Genomic DNA, 16,506 nt, shown 5'->3' with positions numbered 1-16,506 from the left:
CCTGTTCTACATCCCAGCCCTAAAAATACTACAGTTCATCCTATTCGTTTCAAAATCATTGGGATTGTGCTTAGCTATGCCCGGATATTTGTCAAAATTTCAAGTCATGAACAGAAGGGTTAAAATTATGGGATTACTGTTGGTAGTTACACTATCCCTTACTGCACAAGAAAGTGGGTTTCCCCGGGAAAAACAGGAAGCGGTAAAGAGCGTACTCAAAAAATACGTAGATCTTGGTATTCCCGGCCTATCATTGGCTGTTTACAATGAACAAATAGGATTATGGTCCCATGCAGAAGGCCTGGCAAATCTCGAAAACCAAACTCCACTTACCACGGAACATTTACATTACCTACAAAGTATAAGCAAGACCTATATGGCGGTCGTTATCCTTCAATTGTATGAAAAGGGAAAATTGAAATTGCAAGATCCCATTGTTCAGTACCTTGATTATCCTTGGTTAAAACCGATAAAGGGTGTGGACAAAATCACTATAAAAATGCTTTTGAACCATACCTCCGGACTTCCGGAGTATAGTACCGATCCCTTATTGGTATCTCGAATTATCCAAGATCCCTTAACCGTGCTTAACGTCTCCGAAATGCTCTCCTATATAAGTGGAAAATCTTTGGATTTTGAGCCCGGTAGCAAGTACGCCTATCGCAATACCAATTTTGGTCTCCTGTCATTAATTGCGGATAAAATAACAGGGGATCACGTGGCTTACATGGAAAAGGAATTGTTTGAAAAGCTTAATCTGAAATCCACTCATATACTGTCAAAAGACAATATCGATTTGAATTTACATTTGGTAGATGCCTATTGGGATGTACTACTGGAAGGTATACCGACGAACATTTCGAAGTTACAAAGGGCCAATGTATCCTCTATGAAAGGTGATGATGGTCTGGTGGCTTCCAGTGAAGACGCCATTCTTTTTTTAAGAGGTCTAATTTCCGGGAAATTACTTACCCCAAAAACTCTGGAAATCATGCAAGAATGGGTCTTAAGCGAAGAAGGAGAACGCAAATATGGTCTGGGTTTAACGTACTACGACTTGGGAACCACGTGTGGCATTGGTCACTCCGGAGGTGGAGTCGGAGCGGGATGCGTCCTAATCTACCTACCGGAGTTAGAGTCCGTTGTCTTCATTGCCACCAATTTCAACACCATGATGGAATCACCTATCCGTAAAAAAGCAGAAAACCTTCAAATGGATATCTTAATGGCACTGTTTATGTAAAAGGAAGTTAATCCCTGATCAGAGGCATTGTGCTACAGCGCAATAACCCACCTTGCTTGGAAATTTCCGCGTAGGGTACTTCTTCAACGGTTAACCCTCGGTCCCGTAACCAATTATTGAGTCGGGTAAAATTACGTTCGGAAACCACAACATCGGGCGAAATGGAAAATACATTGCTAAACATACGATACATTTCGTCAGCGGTAATCTCAAAAATATTTTCTTTTTCAAAATAGTCTACCAACCATTGATATTCGTCTTCCACCAAAAATCCATTTTTATGAAGAATGGCCTTATCCTTTCCTACGGGTTGGAAACAACAGTCCAAATGAAGTGCATTCTCCTTTGGATTAGCGATTGATTTCCGAAGCTCAAAGGACTTTACCTCTTTATGGGGAAACATCCGTTTAATATACTCCACTCCTTCCCAATTGGTTCTCGCGGTAATATAATCCGGATAGTCATGACCCGTATAGGTACCAATGAAAATATAATTGTTCCAGGGCATAACATCACCACCCTCAATATGAACCTCCTCAGGTGGATACAGGATATTATCCGGATGGATGTATTCCAGCACATGTAAAATAGCATCAAACTCTTCTTCCCTATCCGGAAGTATATTGGCCTTTATCAATTTATCCTCTATAACAAAGGCAATATCCCGGGAGAAAATCTGATTACAGTCCTCCAGTACTTCCGGCCTAAATACCTCAACATTGTAAGCCCTAAAAATGTTTGCCAATGCCTCCATTTCATTTATCATATCCGCTTCCTTAGGGTAGGTACCTGCCAATATATGCTGAAGGGATTTTGGATCGTAGGCGTTCTCGGGTTTGGGTATGGGCCCATTGTTCCTTGCCGTTCCCAAAAGCACCGCCCTCAATCGGGAGGTTTCATCGTTTACATTAAGATGGAGCATTATAAATTTTTTGGCAAATATAGGAATTCCCAGATAGCGGGAACCAACAAAAAACCCTCATCCAAAATTGGATAAGGGCTATTCTTTACAAAACGATCTAATCGATATTATCTCAAATCCACAGCAACAAAAGGTCTATGATTTTCACCTATATAGACTTGTCTGGGACGACCAATGGGCTCTCCATTTAAACGCATTTCCCTCCATTGGGCAATCCAACCGGGCAATCTGCCCAAAGCGAACATTACGGTAAACATCTCGGTAGGAATGCCTAGGGCACGATAGATAATACCCGAATAAAAATCCACATTGGGATATAATTTTCTGTCCACAAAGTATTGATCTTCCAAGGCTTCCTTCTCCAGTCCTTTAGCGATTTCCAAAATGGGATCTTCGATACCTAGATCTCCCAAAACTTCATCTGCAGATTTCTTGATAATCTTGGCCCTAGGGTCAAAATTCTTATATACTCTATGCCCAAAACCCATTAATCGAAACGGGTCACTTTTGTCCTTGGCCTTGGCCATATATTTTTTAGTATCGCCACCATCCGCCTCAATGGCTTCCAGCATTTCTAGAACTGCTTGGTTGGCACCTCCATGTAGTGGCCCCCAAAGCGCGGAAATCCCCGCGGATAGTGATGCAAACAACCCGGCATGTGAAGAACCTACAATTCGTACAGTAGAAGTAGAACAGTTCTGTTCATGATCTGCATGTAATATTAACAACTTGTCCAGCGCATCGATTGCGATTTTGTTCTTGTTATATTCTTTATTGGGCCGTTTGAACATCATTTTATGGATGTTCTCGACATAGCCCAGAGTATCATCTCCATAATCCAAGGGCAATCCTTTTTTCTTACGCATGGCCCAAGCCACAAGTACAGGAAACTTTGCCAGGATCCTTACAATGGATTTATACATTTCCGATTCGGAAGAAACATCCACAGAAGAAGGATTAAAAGCTACTAAAGCACTGGTGAGCGAAGAAAGTACGCCCATAGGGTGGGCGGATTTAGGAAAACCATCCAAAATCTTCTTCATCTCCTCATCCACATGTGACTCTTCCCGAATATCATTATGAAATTTGGAAAGCTGCTCCTTATTGGGCAACTCCCCAAAAATCAATAGATAGGCAACTTCAAGAAAATCGGCCTTCTCGGCAAGCTCTTCTATGGAATAGCCCCTATACCTTAAAATGCCTTTTTCACCATCCAGAAAAGTAATGGCACTTTCGCAAGATCCAGTGTTTTTGTATCCCGGATCTAGGGTAATCATTCCCCCGGTAACGGACCGTAACGTTTTTATGTCCATGGCGAGTTCGTTTTCGGCACCCTCGGTTACAGGAAATTCATATTTTTTACCATTATATTCCAGCGTAGCTTTGTCTGACATTTGGATGATTTAGATATTATTTAGAAAGAACAGTAAAGTTAAGAAAAAGAGAGAATGTTAACAATTAAGGTTTCTTGTTTAGGAGATTATTAACATAGCCTATAGACCGAATTAAAAACCTCTGAAAAAGCTTAAAGTAAATAGAGCACCTTATAATATTCATCCACGGATTTCTCCCAGGTAAATCTCATTTTTTTTGCCGCGGATTGTATCTTTTTCCATTTGGGTTTATCATTCTGAAAGACATCCAAAGCCTCATCAAAACTCAGTAGCATATTGTTGATTTTCTCATCGTAGGAGTCCCCACCAAAACTAAATCCGGTCTTCATATGTTCCACTGTGTCCTTTAGGCCTCCTGTTGCATGTACTAGACAGGGATTTCCATTACGCATGGACAACATTTGACTAATGCCGCAAGGCTCAAAAAGGCTTGGCATAAAATAGAGGTCCGTTTCCAGATAGATGGAATCAATCAAATCCTCTGATTGACCATTGGTAAAAATGAAATTCTCATGCTCGTAACTCAATCCCCTAAAGAGTTCCTCGTACTCCGGTGCTCCTGTTCCCAAGAGCATAAAGATACCATCAACCTTTTGCAACTTCTTCAGGATTTCAATAAAGACTTCAGGAGAACGCTTAAAGAAATAGAACTTTTGTTCGGTTAAACGGGCCACGCTGGAAATGATGAACTTAGGTCTATTATCTACCAATTCCATAACCTTTTCCCCGGTATGTGCCAGGAAATCCGCCTTGTATTTTTTGGACTCTTGTTGCAACCATCTAAAAAGTGCCTTGACCGTATTACGATAGATGTTCCCTTTCTTGGCGGTACGGATATTTTTGTAATTGGACCCATTTAAAATCCCATAAAGCCTACCTTGATTTTCCGCCTGCCCTAAATCTTTTTCCAAACCTTCCCCACCTATAAACTCAGGAGGGGAACTGGGTAAAAGTACATCTTCCTTATAGGACGGAGATACTGTATGTACAGCATCGGAAAGCCGAATGCCCAAAGCCATAAGGTTAACACAATCCCGGTATCTATAATCCATCAAATTATCGTAATCCAAAGAAATATCAGGGAACCAATTTTGTAAAGAAGAATAATTATCCCCGAATGGCCGTATGCCTTGTATTGCCAAATTGTGGATGGTATATACAAATCGTATTCTTTTTAGGGACTCATATGCCGGGTGGTATGTCTTTAAGAATACCATGAGGCTGGAATGCCAGTCATGCATATGAACAATATCCAAACTACCAAAAGCATCTTCCTTAATAGCTTCGGCCACTGCAGTACAAAATATAACGTACTTAATGAAATCCGTATAAAATGGCTCAACGGGATTGTTATGATAGATATGGGCAATATCCCCTGCCTCTATTTCAGGGTGATGGATAACATAATGGTGGATATTGTTATATTCTTTTTTTGGAATCACCTCATACAACTCCGCAGAATAGGTAGTTCCCCTTAGATGAAAGGTAAGCCGCGTTTTTAGAGTTCCTCCATCTCTGTGAAGTCTGGAATAGGAAGGGACTATAACATGTACCTTATCCCCTCTTTCGGAAATCTGCCTGGGGACATCCCTAACAACGTCGCCCATACCGCCAGCCTTACAATTGGCTATGGCATCATTCTCGGCGGCAACAAAAAGGAAGTTGTTCATTCGTAAAAATTAGAAGGCCAAAATATACGCAATGCGCATTAAATATGTAATGAGATTGGTCATAAACTACAAAGAAAAAGCCTTCCTTTTTTAGGAAGGCTTCCTATAGGTTAACAAAAGGTAATTTATTTTACTTTAAATGCTTTTCCCTGTGGATAATAGGCCACTTCCCCCAATTCTTCCTCTATACGCAGCAACTGATTGTATTTGGCCATCCTATCCGATCGGGAAGCTGAACCTGTCTTGATCTGGCCAGTATTCAACGCAACAGCCAAATCAGCAATGGTGTTATCCTCGGTTTCCCCGGAGCGGTGACTCATTACAGAAGTATATCCCGCATTCTTGGCCATGTTTACCGCCGCAATTGTCTCTGAAAGTGTTCCTATTTGATTTACTTTGATCAAAATAGAATTGGCAATCTCATTTTCGATTCCCCGTGAAAGTCGTTCCACATTGGTAACAAAAAGATCATCCCCGACCAATTGTACTTTATCGCCAACTTTTTGGGTGAGGAGTTTCCACCCGTCCCAATCGTTTTCGTCCATTCCATCCTCAATCGAGATAATAGGGTATTTAGAACAAAGTTCGGCTAAATATTCAGCTTGTTCCTCAGAGTTACGTACCGCTCCCTTATCGCCTTCAAATAGGGTATAATCATAGGTGCCATTTTCATAGAACTCCGCCGCTGCACAGTCCAAGGCTATCATTACATCGTCCCCGAATTTATACCCGGCATTCTCGACCGCCTTGCCAATGGTATCCAGGGCATCTTCCGTACCATCCAAAGTAGGGGCAAATCCTCCTTCATCACCTACTGCGGTACTTAAATTTCTATCGTGAAGCACTTTCTTTAGATTATGGAAAATCTCGGTTCCCATTTGCATGGCATGGGCAAAATTCTTGGCCTTCACCGGCATTACCATAAATTCCTGAAATGCAATAGGTGCATCGGAATGCGAGCCTCCATTTATGATATTCATCATGGGAACGGGCAAGGTGTTTGCACTAACACCTCCTACATATCTATATAACGGGATTCCTAATTCATTGGCAGCGGCCTTTGCCACAGCAAGGGAAACCCCCAAAATGGCATTGGCCCCTAGTTTTGACTTATTGGGAGTACCATCCAATGCAATCATGGCCTGATCGATTGCGTTCTGTTCAAAAACGGAGGTCCCCAAAATCTCCTCGGCGATTACGGAATTTACATTGTCAACGGCCTTACTAACACCCTTTCCCATAAATGAGCTGCCCCCATCCCGTAACTCCACTGCTTCATGTTCCCCGGTAGATGCTCCTGAAGGTACCGCAGCCCTTCCTAGAACACCATTCTCCGTAATTACATCTACTTCTACCGTTGGATTTCCCCTTGAATCCAGAATTTGTCTTGCATGTACACTAAGGATGATACTCATTTGTTTTTTCTTTAGTTTTTAGGATTGATTTTGAAAATGCAAAGATACGAAACGGTGCCCTTATCCTAAGGCTTTGAGCTACAATATTCTCTATGAAATAACGATTATTTAATCTAAACCGTTTGCTGTGACGTCTTCTTGATTATCTCAAAAAAATCATCAAAAAGATAGTCCGCATCATGAGGTCCCGGACTTGCTTCCGGATGGTATTGTACCGAGAATACATCCTTGTTCTTCATTCGTATTCCTGCTACGGTTTGATCATTGAGATGTACATGGGTAATTTCCAAATTTGGGTTTTTTTCGGTCTCTTCCCTGTTGATGGCAAACCCATGGTTTTGAGAGGTTATCTCTCCCTTTCCGGTAATCAAGTTTAGAATGGGATGATTGATTCCCCTATGCCCATTATGCATTTTATAGGTAGATACTCCATTGGCAAGGGCAATGACCTGATGACCTAAACATATACCGAAAAGTGGTTTGTCTGTTTTAATAATTTCCTTTGCCGTTGCAATAGCCTCCGTTAAAGGTTCGGGATCCCCGGGTCCATTGGATATGAAATAGGCATCCGGATTCCATGCAGCCATCTCCTCAAATGAGGTGTTATAGGGAAACACCTTTATGTAGGCATCCCGTTTTGCCAAATTCCTAAGAATGTTCTTCTTTATGCCAATGTCCAATGCGGATATCCTATAGCTGGCATTCTCATCCCCGTAATAGTAGGCTTCCTTTGCCGAAACTCTGGAGGCCAGTTCCAAACCTTCCATACTGGGTACTTCTGCCAATTTACTTTTGAGAGCTTCCAAATTTTCTACATCCGTAGAAATCACGGCATTCATAGCACCATTGTCCCTTATATAGCTGACCAATGCCCTGGTATCCACATCCGAGATTGCAAATAAGTTACTCTTGTCCAAAAACTCCTTCAAGCCCATATCCGCATCAGGTCGGGAATATTCATAACTAAAATTTTTACAGATAAGCCCGGCTATCTTTACTGTATCGGACTCCACTTCTTCATTATGCGCCCCATAATTTCCGATATGGGCGTTGGTCATGACCATGAGCTGTCCAAAATAGGAAGGGTCCGTAAATATTTCTTGATATCCCGTCATACCCGTATTGAAGCATACTTCACCAAATGCCGTACCTTCTTTATCACCAACTGCCTTTCCATGGAAAATTGTTCCATCTGCCAATATCAATAATGCCTTTTTTTTGGATGTGTACTTCATAAGTGCTGCTCTATTTTTGTTTCACAAATAAACATAAAAAAAGGATAAACTATAAAGTCTATCCTTTCGTAAATATTAAAATATACTAACATTTTATTCTTCAGAATCATCCGCTTTAGCTTCAATGTCCGCTGCTTCTTTTGATTCTACTGCGTTTTCCGCCACGGCCACAGGTGGTGCTTCGGATTTACTTCCTTTACCCCTTCTGCTCCTACGCGTGGATTTCTTCTTCGGTTTACCAGCATTATAAAGTTCGTTAAAGTCTACCAACTCTATCATGGCCATATCCGCATTATCTCCCAGACGGTTGCCCAGCTTTATAATTCTTGTATAGCCCCCTGGCCTATCGCCAACTTTTTCCGAGACTGAATCAAAAAGCTCAGTAACCGCATATTTATCTCTAAGGTTCTTAAAGGCAACACGCCTATTGTGCGTGCCTTTTTCCGCCGTTTGATTGTTCTCCGCCTTGGATTTGGTAATCAATGGTTCTATAAACTGCTTTAAGGCCTTGGCCTTGGCCACCGTGGTATTTATTCTTTTGTGTTCAATTAGGGAACAAGCCATATTTGCCAGCATGGCTTTTCTATGGGCAGCTTTTCGTCCTAAATGATTGAACTTTTTACCGTGTCTCATTGTAGTTTTCTATTTTCTTCCTTATCCGGGACCCTCCCTTCCAACAGAAGCAAATTATTAATCTTTATCCAACTTATATTTAGAGAGGTCCATTCCAAAACTTAGACCTTTGTTGATAACCAATTCCTCCAATTCGGTGAGGGACTTTTTACCAAAATTCCTAAATTTCATCAAGTCATTCTTGTTAAAGGATACCAAATCCCCAAGTGTATCCACCTCGGCAGCTTTCAAACAGTTCAAGGCACGTACGGAGAGATCCATATCTACCAATTTTGTCTTAAGCAATTGCCTCATATGCAAGGATTCCTCATCATAGGTTTCCGTTTGTGCAATTTCATCCGCCTCCAAAGTAATACGCTCATCGGAGAACAACATAAAGTGATGTATAAGGACCTTGGCTCCCTCGGTCAAAGCATCCTTTGGGTGAATGGAACCATCCGTTTCGATCTCGAACACCAATTTTTCATAATCGGTCTTCTGCTCCACACGAAAATTCTCGATGCTGTATTTTACATTCTTTATTGGGGTGAAGATAGAATCTACCGCAATGGTTCCTAGGGGTGTCCCTGACTTTTTATTTTCCTCGGCTGGTACATAGCCCCTTCCTTTATCAATGGTGATTTCCATATTGATGCTTACTTTGGCATCCATATTGCAAATAACCAAATCCGGATTCAGCACTTGATATCCCGAGATAAACTTTTGGAAATCTCCTGCGGTCATTTGCTCTTTACCACTTACGGATATAGAAACGGTTTCCGCTTCGGAATCCTCTATTTGCTTTTTAAACCGAACCTGTTTTAGGTTCAGTATAATCTCCGTAACATCCTCTACAACACCCGGAATTACGGAAAATTCATGTTCTACCTTATCGATCCTTACCGATGTGATGGCGTGTCCTTCCAAGGAAGAAAGCAATACCCTTCTTAATGCGTTCCCAACAGTTAATCCATAACCAGGCTCCAAGGGGCGAAATTCGAATTTGCCCTCGAAGTCTGAGGAATCGATCATTATTACTTTATCGGGTTTCTGAAAATTAAATAATGCCATAATTGGATCAGTGTTGATTTATTTTGAGTATAACTCGACTATTAATTGTTCCTTGATATTCTCAGGAATCTGCAAACGTTCAGGGGTAGAAACAAAAGTACCTTCCTTCTTCTCAGTATTCCATGTAATCCATTCATATACACTGCTATTGGCAGCCAATGCATCTTGTATAGCTTGCAGGGACTTGGATTTTTCCCTTACACCAACAACATCTCCAGGTCGTAAAGAGTAAGACGGTATATTTACCAATTCTCCGTTTACGGTTATGTGCCTGTGGGAAACCAATTGCCTTGCCCCTCTTCTAGATGTGGAAATACCCATTCTGTATACCACATTATCCAAACGGGACTCGCACAATTGCAATAGTACTTCACCGGTAACACCTTCCTTACGTTTTGCCTTGGCAAAAAGGTTGCGAAACTGTTTTTCCAAAATACCATAGGTATACTTGGCTTTTTGCTTCTCCATTAGCTGGATGGCATATTCCGATTTTTTTCCGCGACGTCTGTTTTGTCCATGTTGTCCCGGAGGGTAATTTTTTTTCTCAAAAGACTTATCGTCTCCAAAAATCGCTTCTCCGAACTTTCGGGCGATTTTACTTTTTGGTCCTGTGTATCTTGCCATTTTCCTATAGTTTGAAGTGCGATTATGAATTAAGGCTTATCCTTCGATAATCATTAGGTACACTCCTATGAAATATTTATGTGTTGTTTAAACTCTTCTTCTTTTGGGAGGTCTACATCCGTTGTGGGGCATAGGGGTAACATCAATAATTTCAGTTACCTCAATACCGGAATTATGAATAGTTCGTATTGCCGATTCCCTACCATTGCCCGGGCCTTTTACATAAACCTTAACCTTTCTAAGGCCAGCCTCATGGGCAATCTTTGCACAATCCTCTGCGGCTACCTGTGCAGCATATGGTGTATTTTTCTTGGAACCCCTAAAGCCCAACTTGCCTGCTGAGGACCATGAGATTACATCGCCCTTCTTATTGGTCAACGAAATTATGATATTGTTAAAAGAGGCAGTGATATGGGCCTCTCCTACCGAGTCCACGATAACCTTGCGTTTTTTTGCCGCCTTTGTACTTGCCTTTGCCATTTTCTTTTCGTGTTTAGTATTAAGCTGTTATACTATATACCAATTTGTTATTTCGTTGCCTTCTTCTTGTTGGCAACAGTTTTTCTTTTTCCTTTACGGGTCCTGGAATTGTTCTTTGTCCTTTGCCCTCTTAAAGGTAATCCTGATCTATGGCGAATGCCTCTATAGCATCCAATATCCATTAAACGTTTAATGTTCAATTGGGTCTCTGAACGTAGTTCACCTTCTATGGTATAGGATGAAACGGCTTCCCGAATACGACCAATTTCGTCATCGTTCCAGTCAGATACTTTGGTATCCTCGCTTACTTGGGCCTTTTCCAAAATTTCCTTGGCCCTACTTTTTCCAATACCAAAAATATAGGTCAGGGCTATTACACCTCTTTTTTGTTTTGGTATATCTATACCTGCAATTCTTGCCATAACTATCCTTGTCTTTGTTTAAATCTAGGATTCTTTTTGTTGATCACGTACAATCGTCCCTTTCTCCGAACGATTTTGCACTCGGCACTCCTTTTTTTTATCGATGCTCTTACTTTCATGTCTCCTTCTTAATATCTATATGTAATTCTAGCTTTGGTAAGGTCATAAGGACTCATCTCCAACTTCACCTTATCCCCTGGAAGTAGTTTTATATAATGCATGCGCATTTTTCCGGAGATATGGGCGGTAACTACATGACCATTTTCCAATTCTACCCGAAACATTGCATTGGACAATGCCTCTATAATGCTACCATCTTGTTCTATAGGTGCTTGCTTGGCCATAAACTATGCTACTTTTCTATTTTTTCCAGTTTTCATTAATCCATCATAATGTCTGTTCAGCAAATAAGCATTTACTTGTTGAACCGTATCAATGGCTACTCCTACCATAATTAACAAGGAGGTGCCGCCATAGAACAATGCCCATCCCGCCTGCACATCCATAAGTTTTACCACAACTGCAGGTAGAACCGCAAGCAAGGCCAGGAATATTGAGCCCGGGAGTGTTATCAAGGACATGATTTTATCTAAAAAATCGGCCGTTTCCTTGCCAGGTCGTATCCCGGGAATGAACCCTCCACTTCTTTTAAGATCATCCGCCATTTTATTGGTAGGTACGGTAATAGCCGTATAGAAAAACGTGAATATTACGATAAGTACCCCGAATAAAATATTATATGCCAAACCAAATATGTCGCTGAACTGTACCTCCATCCACTGTCCAAAGGCTGTCTCGTTGAATGTTTTCCCCAACAATCCCGGGGCGAACATTATTGCTTGGGCAAAAATAATGGGCATAACCCCGGATGCATTTAGTTTTAATGGGATATATTGTCTTGAACCCATTACATTCTTTTCATATCCTCCTGATGCGGATCTTCTCGCATACTGAACCGGAATACGCCTTGTGGCCATTACCAAGAGTACACTGGCCAGAATAACCAGAAACCATAGGATAACCTCGATCAAAATGAACATTAAGCCTCCAGTGTTATTCGTAGTCCTAGAGAAAAACTCCTGTACAAATGATTGGGGCATGGTTGCAATAATCCCGATCATTATCAACAAGGAAATTCCATTTCCAATACCCTTGTCCGTAATTTTTTCACCCAACCACATCGCAAAGACGCATCCTGTTACCAAAATAATTACAGCGGGAATCATGAAGTTTAGGCCTTTTCCCAAAAGGAATGCACTGTCCCTAACCCCAAAAGCTTCCAAGCCATACAAATATGCCGGTGCCTGCACAATACAGATTCCGATGGTCAACCATCTTGTAATCTGGTTTTTGGTCTTCCTACCACTTTCGCCCTCCTTATCCAGTTTCTGAAGATAGGGTATGGCTATTCCCATTAATTGAACCACAATAGATGCCGAAATGTAGGGCATAATCCCCAATGCAAAAATCGATGCATTAGCAAATGCCCCTCCTGTAAAGGCGTTCAACAAACCGAAAATACCTTGATCCGTACTGGAAGCCAATTCGGCAAGTTGTGATGAATCAATACCTGGAAGAACAATTTGGCAACCAAAACGGTACACCAAAAGAAGACCCAAGGTAATTAAGATACGATTCCTTAGCTCTTCTATTTTCCAAATATTGGATATGGTTTCAAAAAATTTCTTCATAATATTCTTCCTTATAAACTTATTGCCTCTCCACCTGCAGCCTCTATCGCCGCCTTGGCACTAGCAGTAAATTTATGAACGGAAACTTTGAGGGAGGCTTTTAACTCACCGCCCCCAAGGATTTTGACCAAATCATTTTTACGGGCCAATCTATTTTCAATCAATGCATCAATAGTTACCGTATCCTTTATTATTTTTTTATCGACCAATTCCTGCAAAGTATCCAGGTTTATACCCTTATATTCCTTCCTATTGATATTGGTAAAACCAAACTTGGGAACACGTCTTTGCAACGGCATTTGTCCTCCTTCAAAACCTATTTTCTTGGAGTATCCAGACCTTGATTTTGCACCTTTGTGACCTCTGGTAGCTGTACCTCCTTTTCCGGAGCCTTGGCCCCTTCCTACTCTTTTCCCTTCTTTATGGACAGCACCTTTGGCTGGTTTTAGATTACTTAAATTCATGATCTTTTATGTTAAGCTCCTTCGGTGGAAACCAAATGTTTTACTTTGTTTATCATGCCCAGGATATTAGGTGTGTCCTCATGCTCCACTACCTGCCCTATTTTTCGCAGACCAAGCGCCTTTAAAGTCCTTTTTTGATTTTGTGGTCGCTTAATGCTACTCCTAACCTGTTTTACTTTAATCTTTGCCATTATCCTTACCTGTTATCCTTTAAACACTTTTTCCAAGGAAATACCTCTTTGCCTTGCAACTGTCCTGGCGTCCCTAAGTTGTAGCAACGCATCAAAAGTTGCCTTTACAACGTTATGCGGATTGGACGATCCTTGGGATTTTGACAATACGTCCTGTACACCTACGGATTCCAACACCGCCCTTACGGCTCCACCTGCAATTACCCCGGTACCATGGGATGCCGGCTGTATATAAACTCGCGCACCGCCATATTTTCCTTTTTGCTCATGCGGAAGTGTACCTTTATTCAAAGGAATACGAATCAGGTTCTTCTTGGCATCTTCAATGGCTTTGGCAATGGCCGTTGCCACTTCCTTGGATTTACCCAAACCATGTCCCACAACACCATTTTCATCACCAACAACAACTATTGCGGAAAAGCCAAAGGCCCTTCCACCCTTGGTTACCTTGGTTACCCTTTGGACGCCCACCAATCTATCCTTCAATTCTAAGCCTCCAGGCTTAACGGTCTCAACGTTTTTGTATTTCTGGTACATACCTAATTTAAAATTTTAGTCCTGCTTCCCTGGCTCCTTCGGCCAAAGCTTTTACCCTTCCATGATAAAGGTTTCCACCCCTATCGAAGGCAACTTTTTCTATACCTGCTTTAGAACATTTTTCGGCAATGGCCTTACCCACCAATGTGGCTACTTCCTTTTTGGTTCCTTTTGCCTTGGCCAAATCCTTATCTCTGGAAGAAGCTGCAGCTAAGGTTTCACCTTTCCTATCGTCTATGACTTGAACGTAAATTTCGCTATTACTTCTAAAGACGGATAACCGGGGTCTTTCGGCAGTTCCAGAGGATACTTTGCGTATTCTCTTTCTTATCCTATATTTTCTTTCAATCTTTGATAATGCCATTACTTGTATTATTAAGCTGATTTACCTGCTTTTCTTCTTAATTGCTCACCAACAAATTTGATACCTTTCCCTTTGTAAGGTTCCGGCTTACGGAAAGATCGGATTTTGGCCGCTATCTGTCCCACCAATTGCTTATCATGGGACGTTAATTTTATAATCGGATTCTTTCCTTTTTCGGATGTGGTCTCTACTTTAACCTCAGGCGCTAGGTTCATAACGATATTATGGGAGAATCCCAAGGCAAGGTCTAACTTCTGTCCTTGATTGGATGCCCTATATCCTACGCCTACCAGCTCCAATTCCTTGGTCCATCCTTTAGAAACACCATCCACCATATTTCTGACAAGAGCTCTATACAAACCATGTTTGGCTTTGTGTTCCTTGGAGTCCGAAGGTCTGGCAACCAATACCTGGCCGTCTTCAATCTTTATGGATACTCCGGAATACTCCTGTGTCAACTCTCCAAGTTTACCCTTTACCGTAACCACATTGTCGCTTACCTCTACGGTCACTCCTTCAGGAATCGCTACCGGGTTATTACCTATTCTAGACATCTTTATACTTCTTTTCTATACTATTAATATACGTAGCACAAAACTTCTCCCCCAACGTTGTCATTTTTGGCCTGCTTACTTGTCATTACCCCATGTGAGGTTGATACTATGGCAATTCCCAAACCATTAAGGACACGAGGTAAATCTTCAGAACCCGCATATTTCCTTAATCCAGGTTTACTTACGCGTTGAATTTTCTTGATGACCGGTTCCTTGGTCACCTTATCATATTTGAGGGCTATCTTAATTGTGCCTTGTACTTCATTGTCCTCAAACTTATAACTTAAAATATACCCTTGGTCAAAGAGTATCTTGGTTATTTCCTTTTTAAGGTTGGATGCGGGTATTTCAACTACGCGGTGTCCTGCTCTACTGGCGTTCCTAACCCTTGTTAAATAATCTGCTATAGTATCTGTAACCATTTCTCTTTATTAAGAATATCTGTATTCAGAATTATACAATTAATCTACCAACTGGCTTTTTTAACCCCTGGAATCAATCCTTTGTTGGCCATCTCCCTGAACATTACCCTGGAAATCCCAAAAGTACGCATATACCCTTTGGGTCTTCCCGTTAACTTACAACGATTGTGCATACGCACCGGGGAGGCGTTTCTCGGTAACTTCTGCAAAGCCTCATAATCTCCAGCTTCTTTTAAAGCTTTACGCTTTTCAGCATATTTAGCTACCGTTCTTGCCCTTTTCCTTTCACGGGCCTTCATTGATTCTTTAGCCATACTAGTTCTTTTTAAAGGGTAATCCCAATTCCGTTAACAATGATTTTGCTTCCTTATCTGTATCTGCAGAAGTAACAAAAGTGATATCCATCCCATTGATCCTATTAATCTTATCAATGTTGATTTCCGGAAAAATAATTTGTTCCGTAACACCCAAGTTATAATTGCCGCGCCCATCGAAACCGGTGGCCCTAATACCTTGAAAGTCCCTTACCCTGGGCAAAGCAGTAGTAACGAGTCTATCCAAAAATTCATACATACGCTCACCACGAAGTGTAACCTTGGCACCGATTGGCATTCCTTTTCGCAACTTAAAGGCAGCTACGTCTTTTTTGGATATTGTGGCAACTGCTTTTTGGCCGGTAATGATACCAAGTTCTTCAACGGCATGGTCGATCAACTTTTTATCCGCAACGGCGGCACCGACTCCTCTACTGACCACGATCTTCTTCAACTTCGGAACTTCCATCACATTCTTATAACCGAATTCCCGCTTCAAAGCATCGATGATTCGCTCGTTGTATTCTTTCTTTAACCTTGCTACGTAAGCCATAACTAAATTACTTCATTCGATTTTTTGGAAACCCGTACTTTCTTTCCATCCCTAATCTCAAATCCGACTCTAGTCGTTTCTCCCGACTTTGCATCGATCAATGACAGATTGGAAATATGAATAGGCGCTTCCTTTTTGACAATACCTCCCTGCGGATTTTTGGCACTAGGCTTTTCATGTTTGGAAACCATATTGGCACCTTCCACGATTGCTTTGTTCTTCTTAATATCCACACTTAAAATCTTACCTTCGGTTCCTTTGTGGTCACCGGCAACGATCCGTACGGTATCTCCTGTCCTTATTTTTAACTTTCTCATCTCCAATACAA

The 16,506-nt window shown here is 41.4% G+C and carries 23 protein-coding genes; 1 reads left to right on the top strand and 22 read right to left on the bottom strand.

Going from position 1 to position 16,506, the window contains the following annotated elements; genetic code table 11:
- Positions 1 to 106: 106 nt before the first annotated feature.
- On the top strand, positions 107 to 1,243 hold the full coding sequence (locus tag D7Z94_RS15320; protein WP_158594648.1) for a serine hydrolase domain-containing protein: 1,137 nt from the start codon (positions 107 to 109) through the stop codon (positions 1,241 to 1,243).
- Positions 1,244 to 1,250: 7 nt separating this feature from the next.
- On the opposite strand, the gene D7Z94_RS15315 is transcribed toward D7Z94_RS15320, so the two are convergent.
- From D7Z94_RS15315 to rplX, 22 genes are all read right to left on the bottom strand, one after another.
- Positions 1,251 to 2,165, bottom strand: coding sequence for a dimethylarginine dimethylaminohydrolase family protein (locus D7Z94_RS15315; protein WP_120712469.1), 915 nt, complete (start codon positions 2,163 to 2,165; stop codon positions 1,251 to 1,253).
- A 107-nt stretch (positions 2,166 to 2,272) separates the two neighbouring features.
- On the bottom strand, positions 2,273 to 3,559 hold the full coding sequence (locus D7Z94_RS15310) for a citrate synthase (RefSeq protein ID WP_120712468.1): 1,287 nt from the start codon (positions 3,557 to 3,559) through the stop codon (positions 2,273 to 2,275).
- 131 nt (positions 3,560 to 3,690) lie between these two features.
- Positions 3,691 to 5,229, bottom strand: coding sequence for a glycogen synthase (locus D7Z94_RS15305; RefSeq protein ID WP_120712467.1), 1,539 nt, complete (start codon positions 5,227 to 5,229; stop codon positions 3,691 to 3,693).
- 125 nt (positions 5,230 to 5,354) lie between these two features.
- A complete protein-coding gene (gene eno / locus D7Z94_RS15300) occupies positions 5,355 to 6,644 on the bottom strand; it encodes a phosphopyruvate hydratase (protein ID WP_120712466.1) in 1,290 nt (429 codons plus the stop codon).
- A gap of 113 nt (positions 6,645 to 6,757) precedes the next feature.
- Entirely contained in the window at positions 6,758 to 7,879 is a 1,122-nt protein-coding gene (gene carA, locus D7Z94_RS15295) for a glutamine-hydrolyzing carbamoyl-phosphate synthase small subunit (RefSeq protein WP_120712465.1), read from the bottom strand.
- 93 nt (positions 7,880 to 7,972) lie between these two features.
- Positions 7,973 to 8,512, bottom strand: a complete 540-nt coding sequence (gene rplQ, locus D7Z94_RS15290; RefSeq protein ID WP_120712464.1) for a 50S ribosomal protein L17 — start codon at positions 8,510 to 8,512, stop codon at positions 7,973 to 7,975.
- Between the two features lie 57 nt (positions 8,513 to 8,569).
- Complete coding sequence (locus D7Z94_RS15285; protein ID WP_120712463.1) at positions 8,570 to 9,562, bottom strand: DNA-directed RNA polymerase subunit alpha; 993 nt, start codon at positions 9,560 to 9,562, stop codon at positions 8,570 to 8,572.
- A gap of 18 nt (positions 9,563 to 9,580) precedes the next feature.
- Positions 9,581 to 10,186 (bottom strand): 30S ribosomal protein S4, encoded by a 606-nt coding sequence (gene rpsD / locus D7Z94_RS15280; protein WP_120712462.1) that lies wholly within the window; start codon positions 10,184 to 10,186, stop codon positions 9,581 to 9,583.
- 87 nt (positions 10,187 to 10,273) lie between these two features.
- Positions 10,274 to 10,666: a 30S ribosomal protein S11 gene (gene rpsK, locus D7Z94_RS15275; RefSeq protein ID WP_120712461.1), complete on the bottom strand. Its 393-nt coding sequence runs from the start codon at positions 10,664 to 10,666 to the stop codon at positions 10,274 to 10,276.
- A gap of 47 nt (positions 10,667 to 10,713) precedes the next feature.
- Positions 10,714 to 11,088, bottom strand: a complete 375-nt coding sequence (gene rpsM, locus D7Z94_RS15270) for a 30S ribosomal protein S13 (RefSeq protein ID WP_120712460.1) — start codon at positions 11,086 to 11,088, stop codon at positions 10,714 to 10,716.
- Between the two features lie 2 nt (positions 11,089 to 11,090).
- On the bottom strand, positions 11,091 to 11,207 hold the full coding sequence (gene ykgO, locus D7Z94_RS15265; protein WP_013621733.1) for a type B 50S ribosomal protein L36: 117 nt from the start codon (positions 11,205 to 11,207) through the stop codon (positions 11,091 to 11,093).
- 9 nt (positions 11,208 to 11,216) lie between these two features.
- Positions 11,217 to 11,432 carry a translation initiation factor IF-1 gene (infA, locus tag D7Z94_RS15260; RefSeq protein WP_015753973.1) on the bottom strand — a complete coding sequence of 72 codons (216 nt, stop codon included), beginning with the start codon at positions 11,430 to 11,432 and terminating at the stop codon, positions 11,217 to 11,219.
- Positions 11,433 to 11,435: 3 nt separating this feature from the next.
- The gene (gene secY, locus D7Z94_RS15255; RefSeq protein ID WP_120712459.1) at positions 11,436 to 12,779 is read right to left on the bottom strand and encodes a preprotein translocase subunit SecY; all 1,344 of its coding nucleotides are present in this window, start codon (positions 12,777 to 12,779) and stop codon (positions 11,436 to 11,438) included.
- A gap of 11 nt (positions 12,780 to 12,790) precedes the next feature.
- Entirely contained in the window at positions 12,791 to 13,243 is a 453-nt protein-coding gene (gene rplO / locus D7Z94_RS15250; protein WP_120712458.1) for a 50S ribosomal protein L15, read from the bottom strand.
- Between the two features lie 11 nt (positions 13,244 to 13,254).
- Positions 13,255 to 13,434, bottom strand: a complete 180-nt coding sequence (gene rpmD / locus D7Z94_RS15245; RefSeq protein WP_120712457.1) for a 50S ribosomal protein L30 — start codon at positions 13,432 to 13,434, stop codon at positions 13,255 to 13,257.
- 12 nt (positions 13,435 to 13,446) lie between these two features.
- Positions 13,447 to 13,971: a 30S ribosomal protein S5 gene (gene rpsE, locus D7Z94_RS15240; protein ID WP_120712456.1), complete on the bottom strand. Its 525-nt coding sequence runs from the start codon at positions 13,969 to 13,971 to the stop codon at positions 13,447 to 13,449.
- 7 nt (positions 13,972 to 13,978) lie between these two features.
- Complete coding sequence (gene rplR / locus D7Z94_RS15235) at positions 13,979 to 14,335, bottom strand: 50S ribosomal protein L18 (protein ID WP_120712455.1); 357 nt, start codon at positions 14,333 to 14,335, stop codon at positions 13,979 to 13,981.
- 11 nt (positions 14,336 to 14,346) lie between these two features.
- Positions 14,347 to 14,889 carry a 50S ribosomal protein L6 gene (gene rplF, locus D7Z94_RS15230; protein WP_120712454.1) on the bottom strand — a complete coding sequence of 181 codons (543 nt, stop codon included), beginning with the start codon at positions 14,887 to 14,889 and terminating at the stop codon, positions 14,347 to 14,349.
- Positions 14,890 to 14,912: 23 nt separating this feature from the next.
- Positions 14,913 to 15,311, bottom strand: coding sequence for a 30S ribosomal protein S8 (gene rpsH / locus D7Z94_RS15225; protein WP_120712453.1), 399 nt, complete (start codon positions 15,309 to 15,311; stop codon positions 14,913 to 14,915).
- A 44-nt stretch (positions 15,312 to 15,355) separates the two neighbouring features.
- The gene (gene rpsN, locus D7Z94_RS15220) at positions 15,356 to 15,625 is read right to left on the bottom strand and encodes a 30S ribosomal protein S14 (RefSeq protein ID WP_013993870.1); all 270 of its coding nucleotides are present in this window, start codon (positions 15,623 to 15,625) and stop codon (positions 15,356 to 15,358) included.
- Position 15,626: 1 nt separating this feature from the next.
- Positions 15,627 to 16,178, bottom strand: coding sequence for a 50S ribosomal protein L5 (rplE, locus tag D7Z94_RS15215; protein WP_120712452.1), 552 nt, complete (start codon positions 16,176 to 16,178; stop codon positions 15,627 to 15,629).
- Between the two features lie 2 nt (positions 16,179 to 16,180).
- On the bottom strand, positions 16,181 to 16,495 hold the full coding sequence (rplX, locus tag D7Z94_RS15210; RefSeq protein WP_120712451.1) for a 50S ribosomal protein L24: 315 nt from the start codon (positions 16,493 to 16,495) through the stop codon (positions 16,181 to 16,183).
- Positions 16,496 to 16,506: the final 11 nt, after the last annotated feature.

The sequence above is a fragment of the Ulvibacterium marinum genome, from assembly GCF_003626755.1.
Classification (GTDB): domain Bacteria; phylum Bacteroidota; class Bacteroidia; order Flavobacteriales; family Flavobacteriaceae; genus Ulvibacterium; species Ulvibacterium marinum.
This window is presented reverse-complemented; position numbering and strand designations above follow the sequence as displayed.